At 47.4% G+C, this 17,259-nt stretch carries 20 protein-coding genes; 13 read left to right on the forward strand and 7 right to left on the reverse strand.

Annotated elements, in window-relative coordinates; genetic code table 11:
• Positions 1-75 precede the first annotated feature (75 nt).
• Entirely contained in the window at positions 76-402 is a 327-nt protein-coding gene (locus AC6ESP_RS03505; RefSeq protein WP_497095378.1) for a YnfA family protein, read from the forward strand.
• Positions 403-540: 138 nt separating this feature from the next.
• Positions 541-2,709 carry a DNA topoisomerase III gene (locus AC6ESP_RS03510; RefSeq protein WP_497095285.1) on the forward strand — a complete coding sequence of 723 codons (2,169 nt, stop codon included), beginning with the start codon at positions 541-543 and terminating at the stop codon, positions 2,707-2,709.
• A gap of 45 nt (positions 2,710-2,754) precedes the next feature.
• Here the strand turns inward: AC6ESP_RS03510 and AC6ESP_RS03515 are convergent, their stop codons facing one another.
• Positions 2,755-3,441 (reverse strand): class I SAM-dependent methyltransferase, encoded by a 687-nt coding sequence (locus AC6ESP_RS03515; RefSeq protein WP_497095286.1) that lies wholly within the window; start codon positions 3,439-3,441, stop codon positions 2,755-2,757.
• A 236-nt stretch (positions 3,442-3,677) separates the two neighbouring features.
• Between AC6ESP_RS03515 and AC6ESP_RS03520 the strand changes: the two genes are divergently transcribed.
• Together AC6ESP_RS03520 and sda are read left to right on the forward strand one after the other, a co-directional pair.
• Complete coding sequence (locus tag AC6ESP_RS03520; RefSeq protein WP_497095287.1) at positions 3,678-4,349, forward strand: YheC/YheD family protein; 672 nt, start codon at positions 3,678-3,680, stop codon at positions 4,347-4,349.
• A gap of 319 nt (positions 4,350-4,668) precedes the next feature.
• The gene (gene sda, locus AC6ESP_RS03525) at positions 4,669-4,812 is read left to right on the forward strand and encodes a sporulation histidine kinase inhibitor Sda (protein WP_497095288.1); all 144 of its coding nucleotides are present in this window, start codon (positions 4,669-4,671) and stop codon (positions 4,810-4,812) included.
• A gap of 14 nt (positions 4,813-4,826) precedes the next feature.
• Here the strand turns inward: sda and AC6ESP_RS03530 are convergent, their stop codons facing one another.
• The gene (locus tag AC6ESP_RS03530; protein WP_497095289.1) at positions 4,827-5,090 is read right to left on the reverse strand and encodes a hypothetical protein; all 264 of its coding nucleotides are present in this window, start codon (positions 5,088-5,090) and stop codon (positions 4,827-4,829) included.
• Positions 5,091-5,161: 71 nt separating this feature from the next.
• Positions 5,162-6,178, reverse strand: coding sequence for an NAD(P)/FAD-dependent oxidoreductase (locus AC6ESP_RS03535; RefSeq protein ID WP_497095290.1), 1,017 nt, complete (start codon positions 6,176-6,178; stop codon positions 5,162-5,164).
• Positions 6,179-6,509: 331 nt separating this feature from the next.
• Here AC6ESP_RS03535 and AC6ESP_RS03540 point away from each other — a divergent pair, with 331 nt between their 5' ends.
• Together AC6ESP_RS03540 and AC6ESP_RS03545 are read left to right on the forward strand one after the other, a co-directional pair.
• On the forward strand, positions 6,510-7,703 hold the full coding sequence (locus AC6ESP_RS03540) for an NAD(P)/FAD-dependent oxidoreductase (protein ID WP_497095291.1): 1,194 nt from the start codon (positions 6,510-6,512) through the stop codon (positions 7,701-7,703).
• The gene (locus tag AC6ESP_RS03545; protein ID WP_497095292.1) at positions 7,703-7,969 is read left to right on the forward strand and encodes a hypothetical protein; all 267 of its coding nucleotides are present in this window, start codon (positions 7,703-7,705) and stop codon (positions 7,967-7,969) included. The genes AC6ESP_RS03540 and AC6ESP_RS03545 overlap by 1 nt, the downstream gene beginning before the upstream one ends.
• 768 nt (positions 7,970-8,737) lie before the next feature.
• On the opposite strand, the gene AC6ESP_RS03550 is transcribed toward AC6ESP_RS03545, so the two are convergent.
• The 3 genes from AC6ESP_RS03550 to hemQ form a co-directional block, all read right to left on the reverse strand.
• Positions 8,738-9,268, reverse strand: coding sequence for a DUF559 domain-containing protein (locus tag AC6ESP_RS03550; RefSeq protein WP_497095379.1), 531 nt, complete (start codon positions 9,266-9,268; stop codon positions 8,738-8,740).
• Positions 9,204-9,401, reverse strand: coding sequence for a hypothetical protein (locus AC6ESP_RS03555; RefSeq protein ID WP_497095293.1), 198 nt, complete (start codon positions 9,399-9,401; stop codon positions 9,204-9,206). The genes AC6ESP_RS03550 and AC6ESP_RS03555 overlap by 65 nt, the downstream gene beginning before the upstream one ends.
• Positions 9,402-9,546: 145 nt before the next feature.
• Positions 9,547-10,290: a hydrogen peroxide-dependent heme synthase gene (gene hemQ, locus AC6ESP_RS03560; protein ID WP_497095294.1), complete on the reverse strand. Its 744-nt coding sequence runs from the start codon at positions 10,288-10,290 to the stop codon at positions 9,547-9,549.
• 160 nt (positions 10,291-10,450) lie between these two features.
• On the opposite strand from hemQ, the gene AC6ESP_RS03565 reads away from it, so the two are divergent.
• The 7 genes from AC6ESP_RS03565 to AC6ESP_RS03595 all read left to right on the forward strand — a co-directional run bounded on the left by AC6ESP_RS03565 (position 10,451) and on the right by AC6ESP_RS03595 (position 16,888).
• Positions 10,451-10,738, forward strand: coding sequence for a YuiB family protein (locus tag AC6ESP_RS03565; RefSeq protein ID WP_497095295.1), 288 nt, complete (start codon positions 10,451-10,453; stop codon positions 10,736-10,738).
• Positions 10,739-10,847: 109 nt separating this feature from the next.
• Positions 10,848-12,374: a replication initiation and membrane attachment family protein gene (locus tag AC6ESP_RS03570; protein ID WP_497095380.1), complete on the forward strand. Its 1,527-nt coding sequence runs from the start codon at positions 10,848-10,850 to the stop codon at positions 12,372-12,374.
• Positions 12,375-12,391: 17 nt separating this feature from the next.
• On the forward strand, positions 12,392-13,348 hold the full coding sequence (dnaI, locus tag AC6ESP_RS03575) for a primosomal protein DnaI (RefSeq protein ID WP_497095296.1): 957 nt from the start codon (positions 12,392-12,394) through the stop codon (positions 13,346-13,348).
• 325 nt (positions 13,349-13,673) lie between these two features.
• Entirely contained in the window at positions 13,674-14,780 is a 1,107-nt protein-coding gene (locus AC6ESP_RS03580) for a sulfate ABC transporter substrate-binding protein (protein ID WP_497095297.1), read from the forward strand.
• A gap of 34 nt (positions 14,781-14,814) precedes the next feature.
• Complete coding sequence (cysT, locus tag AC6ESP_RS03585; protein WP_497095298.1) at positions 14,815-15,657, forward strand: sulfate ABC transporter permease subunit CysT; 843 nt, start codon at positions 14,815-14,817, stop codon at positions 15,655-15,657.
• A gap of 11 nt (positions 15,658-15,668) precedes the next feature.
• Positions 15,669-16,556 carry a sulfate ABC transporter permease subunit CysW gene (gene cysW, locus AC6ESP_RS03590; protein WP_497095299.1) on the forward strand — a complete coding sequence of 296 codons (888 nt, stop codon included), beginning with the start codon at positions 15,669-15,671 and terminating at the stop codon, positions 16,554-16,556.
• An 86-nt stretch (positions 16,557-16,642) separates the two neighbouring features.
• Positions 16,643-16,888 carry a YezD family protein gene (locus tag AC6ESP_RS03595; protein ID WP_497095300.1) on the forward strand — a complete coding sequence of 82 codons (246 nt, stop codon included), beginning with the start codon at positions 16,643-16,645 and terminating at the stop codon, positions 16,886-16,888.
• 118 nt (positions 16,889-17,006) lie between these two features.
• Here AC6ESP_RS03595 and AC6ESP_RS03600 read toward each other — a convergent pair whose 3' ends face one another.
• On the reverse strand, positions 17,007-17,153 hold the full coding sequence (locus AC6ESP_RS03600) for a YqzM family protein (protein ID WP_497095301.1): 147 nt from the start codon (positions 17,151-17,153) through the stop codon (positions 17,007-17,009).
• Between the last annotated feature and the right edge of the window lie 106 nt (positions 17,154-17,259).

A 17,259-nucleotide genomic window follows, 5' to 3' on the forward strand; every position in this document is an offset into this window, starting at 1 on the left:
CTATAACATATCCGGAATTGTCGGGTAAAATGTAGTCAAAGCAGCAGCATAGAGGAGTGTTAGCGTTAGATGGGTATGGGGATGCAAATCGCATTATTCGTGGCAGCAGGTCTTGCTGAGATTGGCGGCGGGTACCTGGTATGGTTATGGCTGAGGGAAGGGAAGCCGCTCTGGTATGGCGGAATTGGAGGGATCATCCTGATGCTGTACGGTGTAATTCCTACGCTGCAGCAATTTCCGTCCTTCGGCCGAGTCTATGCGGCTTATGGCGGAGTTTTTATCGTGCTGGCAGTGTTGTGGGGATGGCTCGTGGACAAGCGTACGCCTGACCTGTATGACTGGATAGGGGCAGCCATATGTCTAATAGGCGTCTCGGTTATGATCTGGGCACCTCGCGCTTAAATGAAGCAAGAATTCCACCACTTATGGAGTGATTAGGAACAGCGGTTTATTTTGACATTGAGTACGGGGTTACGGATAATGGGTTAAGGTAATGACAGACTTGGAAACCCCGTATATGGATTGGAGAGAAAGCAACGAATGAAAGCACTAGTATTGGCAGAGAAGCCGAGTGTGGCAAGGGAAATTGCCCGTGTACTCGGCTGCAGCCACAAAAATAAAAGCTATATTGAAGGCCCTGACTATGTAGTTACCTGGGCACTCGGACATCTGGTTACTCTAGCAGAGCCTGAGGAATATGATGCCAAATACCGGACTTGGAACTTGGAGGATCTGCCGCTGCTGCCTCCCAAGATGAACCTGAAGGTGATGAAAGAAACCTCGCATCAATATAAAGCGGTAGCGCAGCTATGCAAGCGTTCGGATATTGGCGAGCTAATCATCGCGACGGACGCTGGTCGTGAGGGTGAGCTCGTTGCCCGCTGGATCATGGAGCTTGTTCATTGGAGGAAGCCGTTCAAGCGGCTGTGGATATCTTCGCAGACGGACAAGGCGATTAAGGATGGCTTCAAGGCGCTGAAGCCGGGCAAGGATTACAATAATCTATATGCTTCAGCCGTATGCCGGGCAGAGGCGGATTGGCTGATCGGCCTTAATGTAACGCGTGCGCTGACGGTCAAATATAACGCACAGCTTGCGGCAGGTCGTGTACAGACTCCGACGCTTGGTGCGCTTATGGATCGGGAGAAAGAAATTAATCAGTTCCAATCACAGCCATTCTGGACAGTATCAGCTGTTATGGGAACCTTCCAAGCTGTATGGCGGGAATCGGATTCCCATGACGGCAGGCTGTGGAGCAATACGGATGCAGCCGATGTAACAGCCCGTCTGCAAGGAAAAGACGCGAAGGTGGATAAGCTGCGCACCATCGAGAAATCCGAGCCGCATCCGCAGGCTTACGATCTGACAGAGCTGCAGCGGGATGCGAATAAGCGGCTCGGCTTCTCGGCGAAGCAGACGTCGAATGTGCTGCAGAAGCTGTATGAGCAGCATAAGCTTGTGACTTATCCGCGTACGGATTCACGGTATCTCTCGAGTGATATCGTGCCAACACTGAAGGGCAGGCTGGAGAGTATTGCTATCGGACCTTATGCACAGCTTGCTCGCAAAGTGCTTCGCGGACAGCTGCCGGTGACGAAGAGGTTCGTTGATGATAGCAAGGTTAGTGATCACCACGCGATCATTCCTACGGATGAATATGTGAATCTATCTGCCTTAAGCAATGAAGAGAGGAAGCTGTATGATCTAATCGTACGTCGATTCATTGCATTGTTCTATCCAGCATACCGTTACGATGAGACGAGCGTGACTTTCACTGTCGGAAGCGATAAGCTGTATGCCAAAGGAAAGGTTCAGAAGGATATCGGCTGGAAAGAGCTGTACACCGCCGATTCACGTCTTGCGGATGATGACGATGACGAAGAGGATGAAGGCGAGGGAGGCCGCGGACGAGCTGAGCGTCAGCCAGAGCAGCTGCTGCCTGCGCTTGTGGTCGGACAGAAGCTGCCGGTGAAGATGAGCCGGATGAAGGAGCTTCGGACAATGCCCCCAGCACGTTATACGGAAGCAACACTGCTCTCGAAGATGGAGAAGCATGGACTGGGAACGCCAGCGACACGTGCGGATATTATTGAGAAGCTGCTATCGACGGATACGATCGAAAGATCGCAGAATAGACTTATTCCTACCGGCAAAGGCAAGCAGCTGATTGAGCTCGTTGTAGATGAGCTTCGCAGTCCTGATCTTACGGCGCAATGGGAGCGCGAGCTAGAACGGATTGCACAAGGCAAAGGCGATGCAGCGAAGTTCATGAGCGGCATTCGTGAGCAGGCGAGCAAATGGGTGGGTGAAGTGAAGAATGAGACGAAGGAATACAAGCCTCATAATCTAACTCATTCTCGTTGTCCCGAATGCGGCAAGCTGCTGATGGAAGTGAAGGGCAAGCGCGGCAAATCCTTCGTCTGCTCGGATCGGGAATGCAGCTATCGCCGCTCAGCGGAGCCGCAATTATCGAATAAACGTTGCCCGCAGTGCCATAAGAAAATGGAGATTCACACAGGCAAAGCAGGCAAATACGCGCAATGCCGTCCCTGCAATGTCATTGAGATGCTGGGAGACAAGCAAGGCGGCGGCCGTGTGAACAAGCACCAGCAGAAAAAACTCATCGACCAATATAGTGACAAGGTCTCCTTGTCGAGCAGTCTAGGGGATGCGCTCAAGGCAGCGATGTTGAAGCAGGACGATAATTAGACCTATGAAGTAGAGGACAGCCATGTGGCTGTCCTTTTTTTGTTGCTATTGCAGCTTCCGTCCATACATAACGACAAAGTTGAAATACTTATATACGCAATCTACATCGGAGAAGCCTATTTCCTGGAGCCAGTTAAGCTGAGACTGCAAGCTAGACATCCTGTCGAGCTTCGTTCGTTCATAAGCCGATGTCAATGCCGCCTCACTTAATCCGCTAGCCTGAACTTTGTTTCTCCAGTCTTTTTTATATAGAGAATCAATGAAGGAGGTATGACCGAGAACTTGATCCGCGTTAACCAAAATTCCGTTAGAGTTGAGGTTCTTATAAGTGTTACTGTACAGCTCCTGCTTATCCGCATCATCAAGATGATGAATGGACAGGCCAGAGATAATGATGTCATACTTCTCAGCAGCTACGTAATTCGTGTAGTCATCCAATATGTAGGTCACGTTCGCATAGCTTTGAAGCCTTGTTCGTGCAATATCTAGCATTTTCTCCGAAAGATCAATGAGTGTAATAGATGCAGCAGGATAGCGTTGTAAAATAAGAGAGGAGAACAGCCCCGTCCCAGCGCCTAAATCCAATATACGGGGAAATTGTGATTCAGTCTCTGCAATAGCTATCGCAGTCTGATAGAAATCATCAAAGCAGGGTATCAGCTTCCGTCGCTGCTCATCGTATGCCTGTGCAGCTTCATCAAAGGTGCTGCCTATTACATTGCGCCCAACCATAGTTCTCGTCTCCTCTTAGTTAACTTATGAGGCTATAATAGTCGATTAGGAATTATTTGTATAATATATAGAATGAATTAACTTAATAGGTATTGCCTATTACTTTCTATGACTAGTAGTCATGAGTCTCTATGAACACAATAAAAGGCTTCTAACCTGCGGCAATCATCCAAGAGACAGACGTCTTTATGTCATATGCTATGGATGTAGACGCTAGGAAAGGAGATTGATAGCATTTGGGTGAACATCAAGGAAGGCAATTGGCTAGCAAATGGGCGAAGACAGCGGTCCTCTTATCTCATTCTGCTATTGCCCCACATATCCCGCCAACGAGGAGATATACGGGCGAGAATCTGCGGAGTATGCTGAGCACGCATCAAATGGTGGTTGTTAAGCCCGTGTGTGGAGCAGGAGGGCATGGCGTTATAAAAGTAACGAAGGATAGCAGCGGTTACTCCTATTCCTATTATTCCAAGACGAGCCGATTCTCAAGCTTCGAAGGGTTGAAGAGCGCGCTTGACCGGAAGCGGAGAGGACGTGCTTATATTATTCAAAAGGGAATTCGACTGGCGACTGTCGGAGGACGTCCAATCGATTACCGAGTGAAATATGTGAAGACGGATAAGGGCTGGGTGTATCGTTCGATGGTTGGCAGAATTGCCAAGCCGGGCCTCTTTGTAACTAATCTATGCCGAGGTGGAACAATGGTTACGGCTGCCCAAGGAATAAGCAGATCATTGTCACCATCGCAGGTCAAAGCCAAAAAAAGCAAGATGCGCGAGCTGACGGTGCTATCAACTGGCATGCTGGAGAAGAAGTTCCCAGGCATTGGACAGCTGGGATTTGACTACGGGATTGATCAGAGCGGGCATATATGGATATTCGAAGTGAACACGCGTCCTCAATAAACCCGCTATGGGTTTATTTTTTTAGGTAAGGGGGTAATAGAGGGAATGATATTCCTTTTAGTTTATCCCATTAAATTATTACATTGATAGATTCATAGAATGTAATTAAAGTTTTTTATAGATTTGTAAAAGAAATAGGCTGTGCATAACAATATCCACATCATCCACGTTGGTAATCCTCATTATTCGACGTATACCCACAAATCATGCACACCCTGTCCACAGGTAGCTGTGTATAACCGGAACGGTTGTTCTAGTGAACAGGTACATGATACGATGAGGAAGAATTAGGAAACCATGGTAGAAAGGAAGTGCCGGTATGGACCTGTTATCAGATGAGCTGCTAGAGGATACCTATTTTGCAGCAATCCAGTTTGACTTAGAACCGGAATTTATCCAAATGCTCATGATCGAGATGAAGCGCAGACAGATGGATTTGGAGAGCTCTTCCATTACAGCTTAGCTGTATTTGTTCACTTATAACCATTCAGGTACAGTAATTTCAATGGATTGTTCACAATTGAAGCAGAACGCGATGTGTTTGCAATGATCTGCACCCGTCGATTGATTATATAGCTCATTCCCAGCCTCCAACGGCTCATACGGGGCATATGGTCCTGCTAAATCCGTTATTCGGCCTAGATCTGCAGCTAATTGCTTACACTGGCTGCACTCCGCTTGTAGCGGCTGTAGTCCGTTGCATACTGGACAAAACATAAGGGTATCCTCTCCTTGGCTCACGTAGTAGCGATGTAACGCTCTGCATGATCTTTTGTAGCCAAAGTTAGGATACCCTTATCGATTGTTGTTTACTATCGTTTCATATTGCTGCTGTGACCTGGGGACAGCTTAGCATTTGGATCAATATATACTTTTGCATTATTGATTGCAGTAGGAGCTTCGCCGAAGCCAACTGCGATAAGCTTAAGCTTACCAGGATAGGTAGTAACGTCACCTGCTGCGAAGATACCAGGGATATTCGTCTCCATGCGCGTGTCGACTACAATCGAACCGCTCTGGATGTTAATGCCCCATTCGGCAATCGGTCCAAGCGAGGAGACGAAGCCGAAGTTCACGATTACAGCATCTACATCAATAACCGCTGTTTCATTCGTCTTCACATCGCTAAGCGTAACTTGTTCAATGCGGTGTTCGCCGTGAAGCGCCGTTATTTCCATAGGTGTCATTACTTTGACAGTAGAGTTCATTAAGTTCTCAACACTATGCTCATGTGCACGGAACTTATCGCGGCGATGAATGAGTGTTACACTCTCAGCGATAGGCTCAAGCATAAGCGACCAGTCAACAGCGGAATCGCCGCCACCGCTAATGAGAACCTTCTGACCTTTGAAGCGGCTCAGATCGCCTACAAAATAATGCAGGTTTTCTTTTTCGTAGGCTGCAGCTTCTGGAAGCTCTAGGCGACGCGGCTCGAATGCGCCAACTCCAGCTGTAATAATGACTGCTTTGGCATAGTGAGTAGTTACGTTCGTTATAATCTCGAATTGACGCTCGTCCAGCTTATTAACCTGTACGACTTTCTCTTCCAGACATATATCAGGCTTGAAATGATCGAGCTGTTCAACCAGACGATCGACAAGCTCTTGTGCTGTTACTTTAGGAAAGCCTGCAACATCATATATGTATTTCTCTGGGTAGAGTGCAGCTAATTGTCCTCCGAGTTGAGGCATGCTTTCGATCAATTTAACGGATGCCTGGCGCATGCCGCCGTAAAATGCAGCGAACAATCCGGCAGGTCCTCCACCAATGATCGCAATGTCTACAATGTTTTCTGATGGGTCTAACGTAGTCAGGGTGAGCACCTCCATAGGTTAATGAATATAATACTCATTATAAACGTCTGGGTTCGAAGAAGGAAATAGTAATTTGTATGCGGCTCTAAAGTTTTTCGTATACTTTGCCCTTGAACTTTTTCTGAAAACTATGTAAAATTTCTGATGTATGTTATGTTTGACACTGATGTAAGCCATGGAAAGTGACGGTATCACGATATAGAATGCCGAGCCGAAACGGGTACAGAGTCGGGCACTAATAATTCGGAATCAGATTGCACAAGCTGCTAATACTATTAGGTTGCAGATACGCATGTGTAATTTTTCACAAACTAAATAAGAGCATAGGAATGGAAGGGATCATACAATGAGCAATATTCCGAAAATCGTTATTTTGGGTGCGGGCTACGGTGGCGTGTTGACGGCACTTCGGTTGCAGAAGGAGTTAAATTATAACGAAGCTGATGTCACTCTTGTGAATAAGCATGATTATCATTACATTACAACACATTTGCATATGCCTGCTGCAGGCACAGATAACCCTGAGAACGCACGAGTCAGCATCTCCAAATTGATTGATGAATTCAAGATTGATTTCGTCAAATCAACGGTGGTTCAGATTCGTCCCCAAGATAAAAAAGTTATTCTCGAAGACGGAACGCTCTCTTATGATTACCTGGTTATCGGTCTTGGCGGCGAGCCGGAAACCTTCGGCATTCCTGGTCTTGGCGAGCATGCGATGAACATTCGCAGCATCAACTCGGTTCGTTTGATCCGCGAGCATATTGAATATCAATTCGCACGCTTCAAACGCGAGCCGCATCGTACTGATTATTTGACCTTTATCGTTGGCGGCGCGGGCTTTACCGGCATTGAGTTCGTAGGGGAATTGTCCGACCGGATTCCTGAGCTATGCAAACAATTCGACGTAGATCCAGCACTTGTGAAAATATATAATATTGAAGCTGCGCCTACTGCGCTTCCAGGCTTCGACCCTGAGCTTGTTGAATACGGCATGGACGTATTGACTAAGAAAGGCGTAACGTTCCGCATTGGAACAGCGATTAAAGAATGCTCGCCTGATGGCGTTATTGTTGGCGAAGGTGAAGAAATCAAATCACAAACCGTTATTTGGACCGGTGGTATCCGCGGCAACCGCTTGATCGAGGACGCTGGCTTCGAGACGATGCGCGGTCGTGTCAAAATTGACGACAACCTGCGTGCACCAGGACATGAGAACATCTACATCGTTGGCGACAACTCCCTGATGTTCAATCCAGAGGGCCGTCCCTATCCGCCAACTGCACAAATCGCGATGCAGCAAGGTGTCGTATGTGCGCATAATCTGGTTGCTTCCATTCGCAATCAGCCGCTGAAAGCCTTCACGTTCAGCAACAAAGGTACGGTAGCATCTCTTGGTAAAGGTGAAGCTATCGGGATTGCCTTCGGTAAGAAATATAAAGGTCGTACAGCTGCATGGCTGAAAAAATTGATCGACCTTCGTTACCTATTCATCATTGGCGGCATTCCGCTCGTACTTCGCAAAGGCAAGTTCCTATAATGCGCCACTGCAGTGTACAGGTTCGCGGGCTGCTGACGAGAGAGGAGCTTGATCGTTACAACGCTCTAATGGAGGTTGGTTCGTTTCTGGAATCCCAGAATCGTTACGATCTTGCTTATCCGGTACAAAAAGAAGTAGATCTGCTCATCCAGCCAGCCATCGAACGGCTCAAGGAAAAAGGGCGCGAACGTGATCGCGCAACGCAGGAATACTTGGAAGCCAAGCGTCTTGGCCTCCATGAGGAAGACGATGAGGACGAGGACTAATTTTCATATTATTAGAAGCTATCGCCGAGGCGAACACTCCTCGGCGATAGCTTTTTTAGTGTGGTTGCGCATGTTGGTGCAACGGTAGAGTAGCGAAGCGAGCTGTCTTATTAGCGAGAATGGTTACGCTAATGTAGTGAGCAGCAAGCAAGTGTAGAGCAATAGCGAAACGTGGTCACCAATAGCGAAAGTGATTTCGCTATTGGTGGCGACAGAGCGAGGATGAGCCAGAATAGCGAAAGGAATTACTTATATAGCGAAAGTAGCTGCGCGAGGAGCGAAAATGGTTACTCTAACCCCGTGAGCAGCAAGCTAGCGTGGAGCAATAGCGAAACGGGGTTCACCAATAGCGAAAATGATTTCGCTATTGGCGGAGGCAGACCGAGGATGAGCCAGAATAGCGAAAGGAATTACCTAAATACCTAAAGTAGCTGCGCGAGGAGCGAAAATGGTTACTCTAATCCCGTGAGCAGCAAGCAAGTGTAGAGCAATAGCGAAACGGGGTTCACCAATAGCGAAAATGATTTCGCTATTGGCGGAGGCAGACCGAGGATGAGCCAGAATAGCGAAAGGAATTACCTAAATAGCGAAAGTAGCTGCGCGAGGAGTTGAAAATGGTTACTCTAACCCCGTGAGCAGCAAGCTAGCGTGGAGCAATAGCGAAACGGGGTTCACCAATAGCGAAAATGATTTCGCTATTGGCGGCTTGAAAGCGAGGTAGAGCGGTTAGTAGCGAAGCGGGTTACCCTTTCTGCGCAGACTAGAGGGTTAAGGTTTATAGTTAGGCAAGCAATATACAGTAACTCGCTGCTGGGAAGGAGAAGCTAGCAATGTGCCCTCCTGTTCGAAACGCTTTAGCCAGTTTATAGCTGTGCGGCTGGAGATATGAAATTGGTGGACAAGCTCGCTGGATTTGATTCTGCCATCGCGCTGCATAGCCAATTGAATGACGAGACGCTTGCGTAATTCCCAGATCTGGCCTGAGCCTCCGCTTTCTCCACTATGTACCTGTGTCCACCACTGCCCAATCGCTTGTTTGATTTGTCGTTCACAAGCTTTTGACTGATTCTCAACCTGCCATGCAGAGAAGCGGAGAACTAGCCAGCCAGACAGAACCAAATCGTTCTGACGTGTAAGGTGATCATTAAATTCACCAGGAGTGATATCTCGTGCATGAGTGTTGAATCCATCGATTTCGATGACAATCCGGATTCCATTCTTTACATAGACGAAATCAGCGAAGCGCTGTCCCCCTTTGTAATCTAGAAAAGGATGCTCCGCTTTTAAGCCAGAGTAAATCGAAACGGAAGACTGGCCCCCACACCTGCTCTAGGAATCTAATCTCGATCTTGCCAAGCTTATTGCGGTATTTGCCATTCAAAGCTGCATCCCTGTCGAATTCTTCAATAAAACGTATCAAGGCATCATTCATGATCAAATCCTCCTCTGTGTAACTAGAAAAACAAAACACCCCGACCGCAGGCTATCGCCGCAATCGGGGTGTTCTTCACTCCCAGTTATATACATTAATGATAATTCGAGCTGAGAGGAAAGGCAACAAATTGTTTAATATTTAGTTACAGCTGCAACAGTCCAGAGAACTTCTCCGCAGTCAGCAGGTTGCCGACGTAGAAGTCGCCGAAGTCGCCGTAGCGAGCGCTGACTTCATCGAAGCGCATTTCATAGATCAGCTTCTTGAACTGAAGCGAATCATCTGCGAACAGCGTTACGCCCCATTCCCAGTTGTCGAAGCCGACAGAGCCAGAAATAATTTGTTTTACTTTGCCTGCATATTGACGGCCGATCATACCGTGGCTGCGCATGAGCGTGCGGCGCTCATCCATACCGAGCATATACCAGTTATCGTTGCCATCGCGGCGCTTGTTCATTGGATAGAAGCAAATATAGTTCGTTTTAGGCAGTGACGGCTTCAGGCGAGCAACGATATCCGGATTTTGCATCGGATCTGCACCTGGTTGGTTCATATAGTTGCTAAGCTCAACGACGCTTACATAAGAGTATGTAGGAATCGTGAAGGATGCGAATGTGGTTTTGTTGAATGCGGTTTCGACCTCGTTAAGATCCTCAAGCGTTTCTCTTAGATGCATGAACACGAAGTCTGCCTTCTGACCAACGATAGAGTAGACTGCCGTGCTGCCTTGCTTGCTCGCATCGACCTCTGCCCATTGCTGCAGGAAGCTGTGGAGCTCGTCCAGTGCGCGGTTTCTTTCACTCTCTTCGGCGTTTCTCCAAGCGGTCCAATTGATGCTGCGGAAATCATGTAGAGCATACCAGCCTTCTAATGTCATAACTTCATTCATTATAATAAATCTCCTCTCGGGTAGTGTTCGCTGTAAACATTGTATCTTAAACGATTGAGCGGGAGCAAATGGCGGTCTTGTGACAATTATCCAGCGCTGATTGACTTCCTTAATACCATTATTTAAACTGAAGAGCGAGAGCTCGAAAGGAGAAGTGTACATGCTTCAGTTAATCGTGGCGACGGTGCTGTTCCTTGTTATGATGTTCGGCATCGGTTTTATACTTAACATGCTATTAAAAACAACATGGTTTCCGATTTATTTATTCATTATCGTCCTCATACCACTCGGTATTTGGTGGACATGGGATGATTCACAATCAGCCGTCGATAATTTCACTGCCTTCACCATCGTGGACTTGATTCCGGTCTTCGGTGCTCTAGTGGGAGCATACGTAAGCGGATGGGCGATTCGGGCATTGCGACGCGGCGGTTATAAAATGTTCTAACACAGAAATCCCTCAATCGGGGGATTTTTCTATTTCTCGAGCCCTCTTTCGACGCTTCTTTTATGGTAGAATGAATGATAGAAAGTCTAGACAGGATGGGGTAGATGCTGTGCGCATCGGTAATATATTGCAATACACGGAACATCATCGTTACTACATATTCCGTGATTTTTCTCTCAGCAGCTTAGACTACAAAATGCTATCGCTCATCTATCAACCGATGATCGGTGCATTCGCAATTGGTCTGTATCAGCAGCTATATCACGGAATTTCAGAAGGAACATCAGGTTATTCTTCCTTAGAGCCGCAGCGTAAGCTGTTCCTAGGGTTAGGTCTGGATATGAATGAACGGGGAAGAAAATATCTCATTGAACAAGCATCGCGCCTTGAGGCCGTTGGCTTATTGCAAACCTCTCGGCTTGGCTTGCCCGAGCAAGGAGATGTTATTTATGAATATGAGCTGTCACAGCCATTGTCACCTGGTGAGTTTTTTCGCAATCAGCATCTAACGATGCTCCTAACGGATAAGGTAGGCAAATATTCCGTTATTTCACTGCGGGAAGCTTTCGGCGCGCAAGAGCCGGATGAGCTGGCGCAGACACTGCTTACGAAAGAGGATATTTCAGTGCCATTCTATGAATTATTCCAGTTAAATACGAAATCACTCGATCTGGAGCTGGAGCAAGCACTTACGGAAGTGGCGCCAACAAGACAGGCAGCACCGCGGGCTCAACTGGAAACAGCAGGTATCCCTTATGGAGAGATCATTCTGAGATTCCCCCGGAATTCCGTTAACCGGAATTATGTGGAGCGTCTTCGCGGAGATTCTGAGCAGCTGGCGCAGATTAATTATGTCGCATATAAATACAGTCTGTCTGTAGCAGATATTTGCCGCTTATTAGATGAAGATGGCGTATTCACTACAGATGGCACGCTCGTAGTTGATGAGATGCAGATTCGCGCCAATCAACTGTATAGGCAGGATCAGAAGCGTGAGGGCGATCGGCAGCGGACGATGGCTCGCGTGCAGGCTGCATCCGCAGAAGAGGCAGCCGAAATGGATGAAGAGCCTGAAGAGATTGGCGTACTGGCCGAATTCCATTTGAACGTACCTAATCAATTGCTTGGGCGCTGTGACGTTCAGCAATATAATATGCTCATGCGGAATGAGCCGCATACTCGGTTCCTGCACCGGTTTTTCCCAGGTGCAGTGCCTGATTGGATAGAAAGATCCTTCGAGCGGATCGATCTGAATTATCGACTTCCTGCACCTGTAATTAATATACTTATCCATTATGTAATTGGTATGAATGATGCCCAGAGAGTAACCAAAACATTCATTGAAGCCGTCGTATCCAATATGCTCGTGAAGCAAGTAGATACCTTTGAGAAGGCAGTCACCTACGTTCGTGAACAAGTGCAGGTTGAGGCTGACAAGGAAAGACGCAAGGAAAGTGCAATAAGCGGTAATTCAGGCAGCAGAGGCAGCTCAAGAGGATCGACAGGGCGTGGAGGCATCCCGCGTAAGCCTTCCATCCCTATTGTGCAGGATACTGGAGCGAATGATACAGTTATCTCCCCGGAGAAGCTCGAAGAAATGCGTAGACTAGCTAGAAAACTGGATGGCAAAATATAAACGCGGGGTGAGTGAGGATGGAATCGCTTGGTGAATTGTTAAAAGCATGGCCTACCGGTAAATCAATAACCGAACAGGCAGAGCAGAAGCTGACGGAGCTTATGGCTGATCCGTTAGTACAACGGCTGCGGGATAAGAATCCTGAGATTGACGAACAAGCGGTTCGTCTTAATCTGAACCGTGTATATCAATATGTAAAAGAATATCGCAACTGTTCGAATTGCCCGGGCCTCGATCATTGCCCGAATGATTTTGGGGGGCATTACACGCTTCTTTCTACTGAGAAAGTGTATGATCAGGTGCAGCTGTATGACCGCAAGGTGTCCTGCAAGAAGTTCAATGCCCGCCGTACAGAGGAGCAGATCAAAAGCCGTGTTCGCAGCTTTTATGTCGATGAAAGAGCTCTTCAAAGCGGTTATTCGGCTGATGAAATATTGTTCAATGATCCCAAACGGACGGAAGCCGCTTATCAAATCTTAGCTTATATTGATAAAACAAAGGAATTGGGGCTTCAGCAAGAAGGTCTGTATTTAGCAGGCAAGTTCGGCACAGGGAAAACCTTCCTGATGTGTTATCTGCTCCACGAGCTGGCTAAAGCAGGGTATTCCGGAGCTATCGTATACATGCCTGAATTCGTCGAGGATCTGAAGTCAATGATGCATGAGCCCGGCAAGCTGAGGGAAACAGTAGAGGTCATGAAGGAAACGGATCTGCTCATATTCGATGATATTGGTGCAGAGAATTTGAATCCATGGGTTCGAGATCATGTGTTAGGCGCCATTCTGAACTATCGGATGAATCGCAAGCCAACGCTCTATACCTCCAATTATGAGCTCGATGCATTGGAACGCCATTTCAGCTTCACGAACAAGGATGGCGATGAGCAGCATAAGGGAGAACGTCTCATGGACCGTATACGACCTTATGTAGAAGTGGTTATGGTAACGGGAGAGAACAAGCGCGGGAGAAAATAACAATCAGGGACCGATTCCTACAAGGAGCCGGTCCCTTTTCTGTGAGTCAGTGATGCCTACGATCCAAAGGGCAGAATTAAGCTTACATCAGTTGGAAAGCCCTCATGCTCCAAGTTTTGGAGCGTGGGGGCTTTTTGTGCGCCTGCTATTAGACTTTCTTATAAGCCTTATAAGTTTTTTCCATTTTTCTATTGACAGCTTGCGGGATACGCTGGTAAAATCCTTCCATAACCAACTAAACAGGTAGGAATAATTCATTTGTCTACCGGACAACCGGGTGCCGATTGTTATTCATCTGTCCAAAAAACAAGGGGTGTGTTGACTAATGAAAAATTTAGCTATTGTCCGTTCCGCCGTTCTGCTACTCGTACTTACTCTGGTACTTGCAGCCTGCGGTGCCAACAGCAATAACACTGGTGCACAACAGACTACAGCACCATCTCCTGCGGCAGACACAGGCACTGCGACAGAAGCACCTACAGAAGCGCCTAAGGAGCCAGTAGAGCTATTGAATGTTTCTTATGACCCAACACGAGAGTTATATGTCGAATTCAATACGGCATTCGCTAAATACTGGAAAGACAAGGAAGGTCAAGAGGTTACTGTTAAGCAGTCTCACGGTGGATCCGGCAAGCAAGCTCGCGCAGTTATTGATGGGCTCAAAGCCGATGTTGTAACGCTGGCGCTTGGCTATGATATTGATGCACTTATAGAGCCTGGTCTTCTAGGAACGGATTGGCAGTCCAAATTCGAGCACAACAGCTCGCCTTATACCTCTACAATCGTATTTCTTGTTCGCAAAGGCAATCCAAAAGGAATCAAGGACTGGAATGATCTCATCAAGGATAAAGTGGAAGTTATTACGCCGAACCCCAAAACTTCCGGTGGAGCTCGTTGGAACTATCTAGCCGCTTGGGGCTATGCACTGAAGCAGAACAACAATGATGAAGCGAAAGCTCAACAATTCGTTACAGAGCTGTTCAAGCATGTTCCTGTATTGGATACAGGTGCAAGGGGAGCGACAACAACCTTCGTTGAGAAGGGAATCGGTGATGTCCTGTTGGCTTGGGAGAATGAAGCTTATCTGTCGGTCAAAGAGCTTGGTCCGGACAAATTCGATATCGTCTATCCATCCCTCAGTATATTGGCTGAACCGCCAGTAGCTGTCGTTGATAAAACAGTGGATGATCGTGGAACGAGAGAAGTAGCGCAGGCTTACCTGGAATACTTGTACTCCGATGAAGGCCAGGAGATTGCTGCTAAAAACTACTACCGTCCGATCAACGAGACGATTGGTGCCAAATACCAAGATACGTTCAAGGAGCTGGAGCTGCTCACAATCGACAAGGATTTCGGCGGCTGGAAAGCAGCTCAAGAGAAGCATTTCAATGATGGCGGTATATTCGATAAAATTTATACGCCAGGTTCCTAATGATCTACAGACTGATGAATGGAGCTGACTTCACATGAAAGGTTCCAAACGAAAAGCATCCAAGAATGTCCTGCCAGGGTTTGGTCTGTCTATGGGCTTCACGATCATTTACTTGAGCTTGATCGTGCTCATACCGCTCGCTGGTGTGTTTATTAAGACAACCGGCCTGAGCTGGGCAGAGTTCTGGGCAGTCATTACGAATCCACGAGTGCTTGCCTCCTACCGAATAAGCTTCGTCACGGCATTCAGTGCAGCCTTGGTAAATTTAGTTTTTGGCCTGCTGGTCGCATGGGTACTCGTTCGTTATAAGTTTCCGGGCAAGAAGCTGATTGACAGTCTGGTCGACCTGCCATTTGCACTTCCAACGGCGGTTGCCGGAATTGCGCTGACAGCCATCTATGCGCCTAACGGCTGGGTAGGATCATTGCTGGAACCACTTGGCTTGAAGGTTGCATATACGCCTCTGGGTATTACGATTGCCTTGATTTTTATTGGTATTCCTTTCGTTGTTCGGACGGTACAGCCTGTACTGCAAGACTTCGATAAAGAAACAGAGGAAGCGGCAGTCATGTTGGGGGCTTATCGCCTCCGGACATTCTGGAAGGTCATTCTGCCAGAACTTATGCCAGCGCTATTAACAGGGTTCGCGCTGGCATTTGCCCGCGGAATAGGTGAGTATGGATCTGTAGTGTTCATCTCAGGTAACATGCCGATGAAGACAGAGATTGCCCCTCTTCTTATTATGACGAAGCTGGAGCAATTCGATTATGCTGGCGCAACAGCCATTGCACTAGTGATGCTCGTCGTTTCCTTCCTGCTTCTTCTGCTTATCAATTTCTTTCAATGGCGGATTAACCGCCGTACGATTGCGGATTAGGAGGAACGGGGATGGCTGGAGCAATTACTGCACATTTATCGGAAGAAGCGTCAACAAGGCCAAGACATATTACAGAGTCAACGGGAGTCCGTATCGTTCTTATAGTGATCGCGATGCTGTTTCTGGGTTTAGTCGTCATACTGCCGCTTGTGTCCATCTTTATAGAAGCGTTTAAGAAAGGCTTTGATGTATACAAGGCATCTATTCTAGATCCTGATGCTTTATCGGCATTGAAGCTAACGCTGCTGGTTGCCTTAATCGCTGTTCCACTTAATACGATATTTGGGGTAGCGGCAGCGTGGGCTATTAGCAAGTTCAGGTTTAAAGGCAAAAACTTTCTCATTACATTAATCGATCTTCCTTTCGCTGTATCACCGGTTATTGCAGGCCTCATCTATATTCTAATGTTTGGCGCACAGGGCTTTTTTGGTCCATGGCTGGATGATCATGACATTCAGATTGTGTTCGCGCTGCCAGGTATCATTCTAGCTACCGTATTCGTCACGGTTCCGTTCGTGGCACGGGAGCTAATACCGCTGATGCAAGCGCAGGGCGTGCAGGAAGAAGAGGCCGCAGCAAGTCTCGGTGCGAAGGGCTGGCAGATCTTCTGGCGTGTAACGGTGCCCATTATCAAATGGGGTCTGCTGTATGGTGTCATACTGAGCAATGCCAGGGCGATGGGCGAATTCGGAGCCGTATCGGTCGTATCCGGCCATATTCGCGGAGAGACGAATACGCTGCCCCTCCATATTGAAATTTTGTACAATGAATATCAGTTCTCGGCTTCCTTCGCGGTTGCTTCCCTGCTGGTGATGCTTGCTGTCATTACTCTGCTTGCCAAAGCATTGTTCGAATGGAAAACAGCGCAGCGGCGTGCACCAACAAGAATAGAAGATTAATGTTTCACATCAGATAAAGACTCCTCGAGAGTCTTTATCTCAACCAACTAATCCGAGTATATCGGTTGATTATGGAGGGATTAACGATGGCGAAGCCTTTGGAATTGGATCAACAGTGGCTGGAACGGATTATCAATCAGGTGAATGGCCTGCAGTATGGTTCAGTTAATATTACGGTGCATGATGGACGAATTGTCCAGATCGACCGGACGGAGCGTACAAGGTACGATCAGTCCTCGCATAAGCAGACGAATAATGATCAGCAGCAGGTGAAGGGTGGCAATAGCAGCAATGGCAGCAATGGCGGAGAGTCACTGCGTATCGTTCAATAGTGCAGGCCTAAGTAAAAGAAGCTCCGCCCGAATGATCGAATGCGGAGCTTCCTATATTGCAGCATACAAAACGGATCGCCCTGCGTACAGGACGATCCGTTTCGTATGTCATATCCAATTATGAAATGACGAACTTCACAATTACAGCTGCAGCGAAGATGATTGTCATGAAACCAAGCATACCGCCAAAGCCAAATACAACATCCATCAAGTCGTGACGCGGTTCTTCATTAATATGTTCGCGTGGATCTCTGACTTGTTCCATCGTTGACGCCTCCCTTGAAAAGCATTCAGCTTATCATAGTATACCCAACTATCCGAATAATTGTAAAGTAAATCTGGACAGAAATGTAAGGTACAGCCGTAGCGGG

Source organism: Paenibacillus xinjiangensis, from assembly GCF_059686975.1.

Bases quoted from the DNA above. Each gene is read 5' to 3' on its own strand.
- AC6ESP_RS03535 (WP_497095290.1), bottom strand. From the start codon at position 6,178: ATGGAGGTGCTCACCCTGACTACGTTAGACCCATCAGAAAACATTGTA.
- AC6ESP_RS03515 (WP_497095286.1), bottom strand. From the start codon at position 3,441: ATGGTTGGGCGCAATGTAATAGGCAGCACCTTTGATGAAGCTGCACAG.
- AC6ESP_RS03600 (WP_497095301.1), bottom strand. From the start codon at position 17,153: ATGGAACAAGTCAGAGATCCACGCGAACATATTAATGAAGAACCGCGT.
- AC6ESP_RS03540 (WP_497095291.1), top strand. From the start codon at position 6,510: ATGAGCAATATTCCGAAAATCGTTATTTTGGGTGCGGGCTACGGTGGC.
- AC6ESP_RS03595 (WP_497095300.1), top strand. From the start codon at position 16,643: ATGGCGAAGCCTTTGGAATTGGATCAACAGTGGCTGGAACGGATTATC.
- AC6ESP_RS03580 (WP_497095297.1), top strand. From the start codon at position 13,674: ATGAAAAATTTAGCTATTGTCCGTTCCGCCGTTCTGCTACTCGTACTT.
- AC6ESP_RS03545 (WP_497095292.1), top strand. From the start codon at position 7,703: ATGCGCCACTGCAGTGTACAGGTTCGCGGGCTGCTGACGAGAGAGGAG.
- sda (WP_497095288.1), top strand. From the start codon at position 4,669: ATGGACCTGTTATCAGATGAGCTGCTAGAGGATACCTATTTTGCAGCA.
- cysW (WP_497095299.1), top strand. From the start codon at position 15,669: ATGGCTGGAGCAATTACTGCACATTTATCGGAAGAAGCGTCAACAAGG.
- AC6ESP_RS03565 (WP_497095295.1), top strand. From the start codon at position 10,451: ATGCTTCAGTTAATCGTGGCGACGGTGCTGTTCCTTGTTATGATGTTC.
- AC6ESP_RS03505 (WP_497095378.1), top strand. From the start codon at position 76: ATGGGGATGCAAATCGCATTATTCGTGGCAGCAGGTCTTGCTGAGATT.
- hemQ (WP_497095294.1), bottom strand. From the start codon at position 10,290: ATGAATGAAGTTATGACATTAGAAGGCTGGTATGCTCTACATGATTTC.
- cysT (WP_497095298.1), top strand. From the start codon at position 14,815: ATGAAAGGTTCCAAACGAAAAGCATCCAAGAATGTCCTGCCAGGGTTT.
- AC6ESP_RS03510 (WP_497095285.1), top strand. From the start codon at position 541: ATGAAAGCACTAGTATTGGCAGAGAAGCCGAGTGTGGCAAGGGAAATT.
- AC6ESP_RS03555 (WP_497095293.1), bottom strand. From the start codon at position 9,401: ATGAATGATGCCTTGATACGTTTTATTGAAGAATTCGACAGGGATGCA.
- dnaI (WP_497095296.1), top strand. From the start codon at position 12,392: ATGGAATCGCTTGGTGAATTGTTAAAAGCATGGCCTACCGGTAAATCA.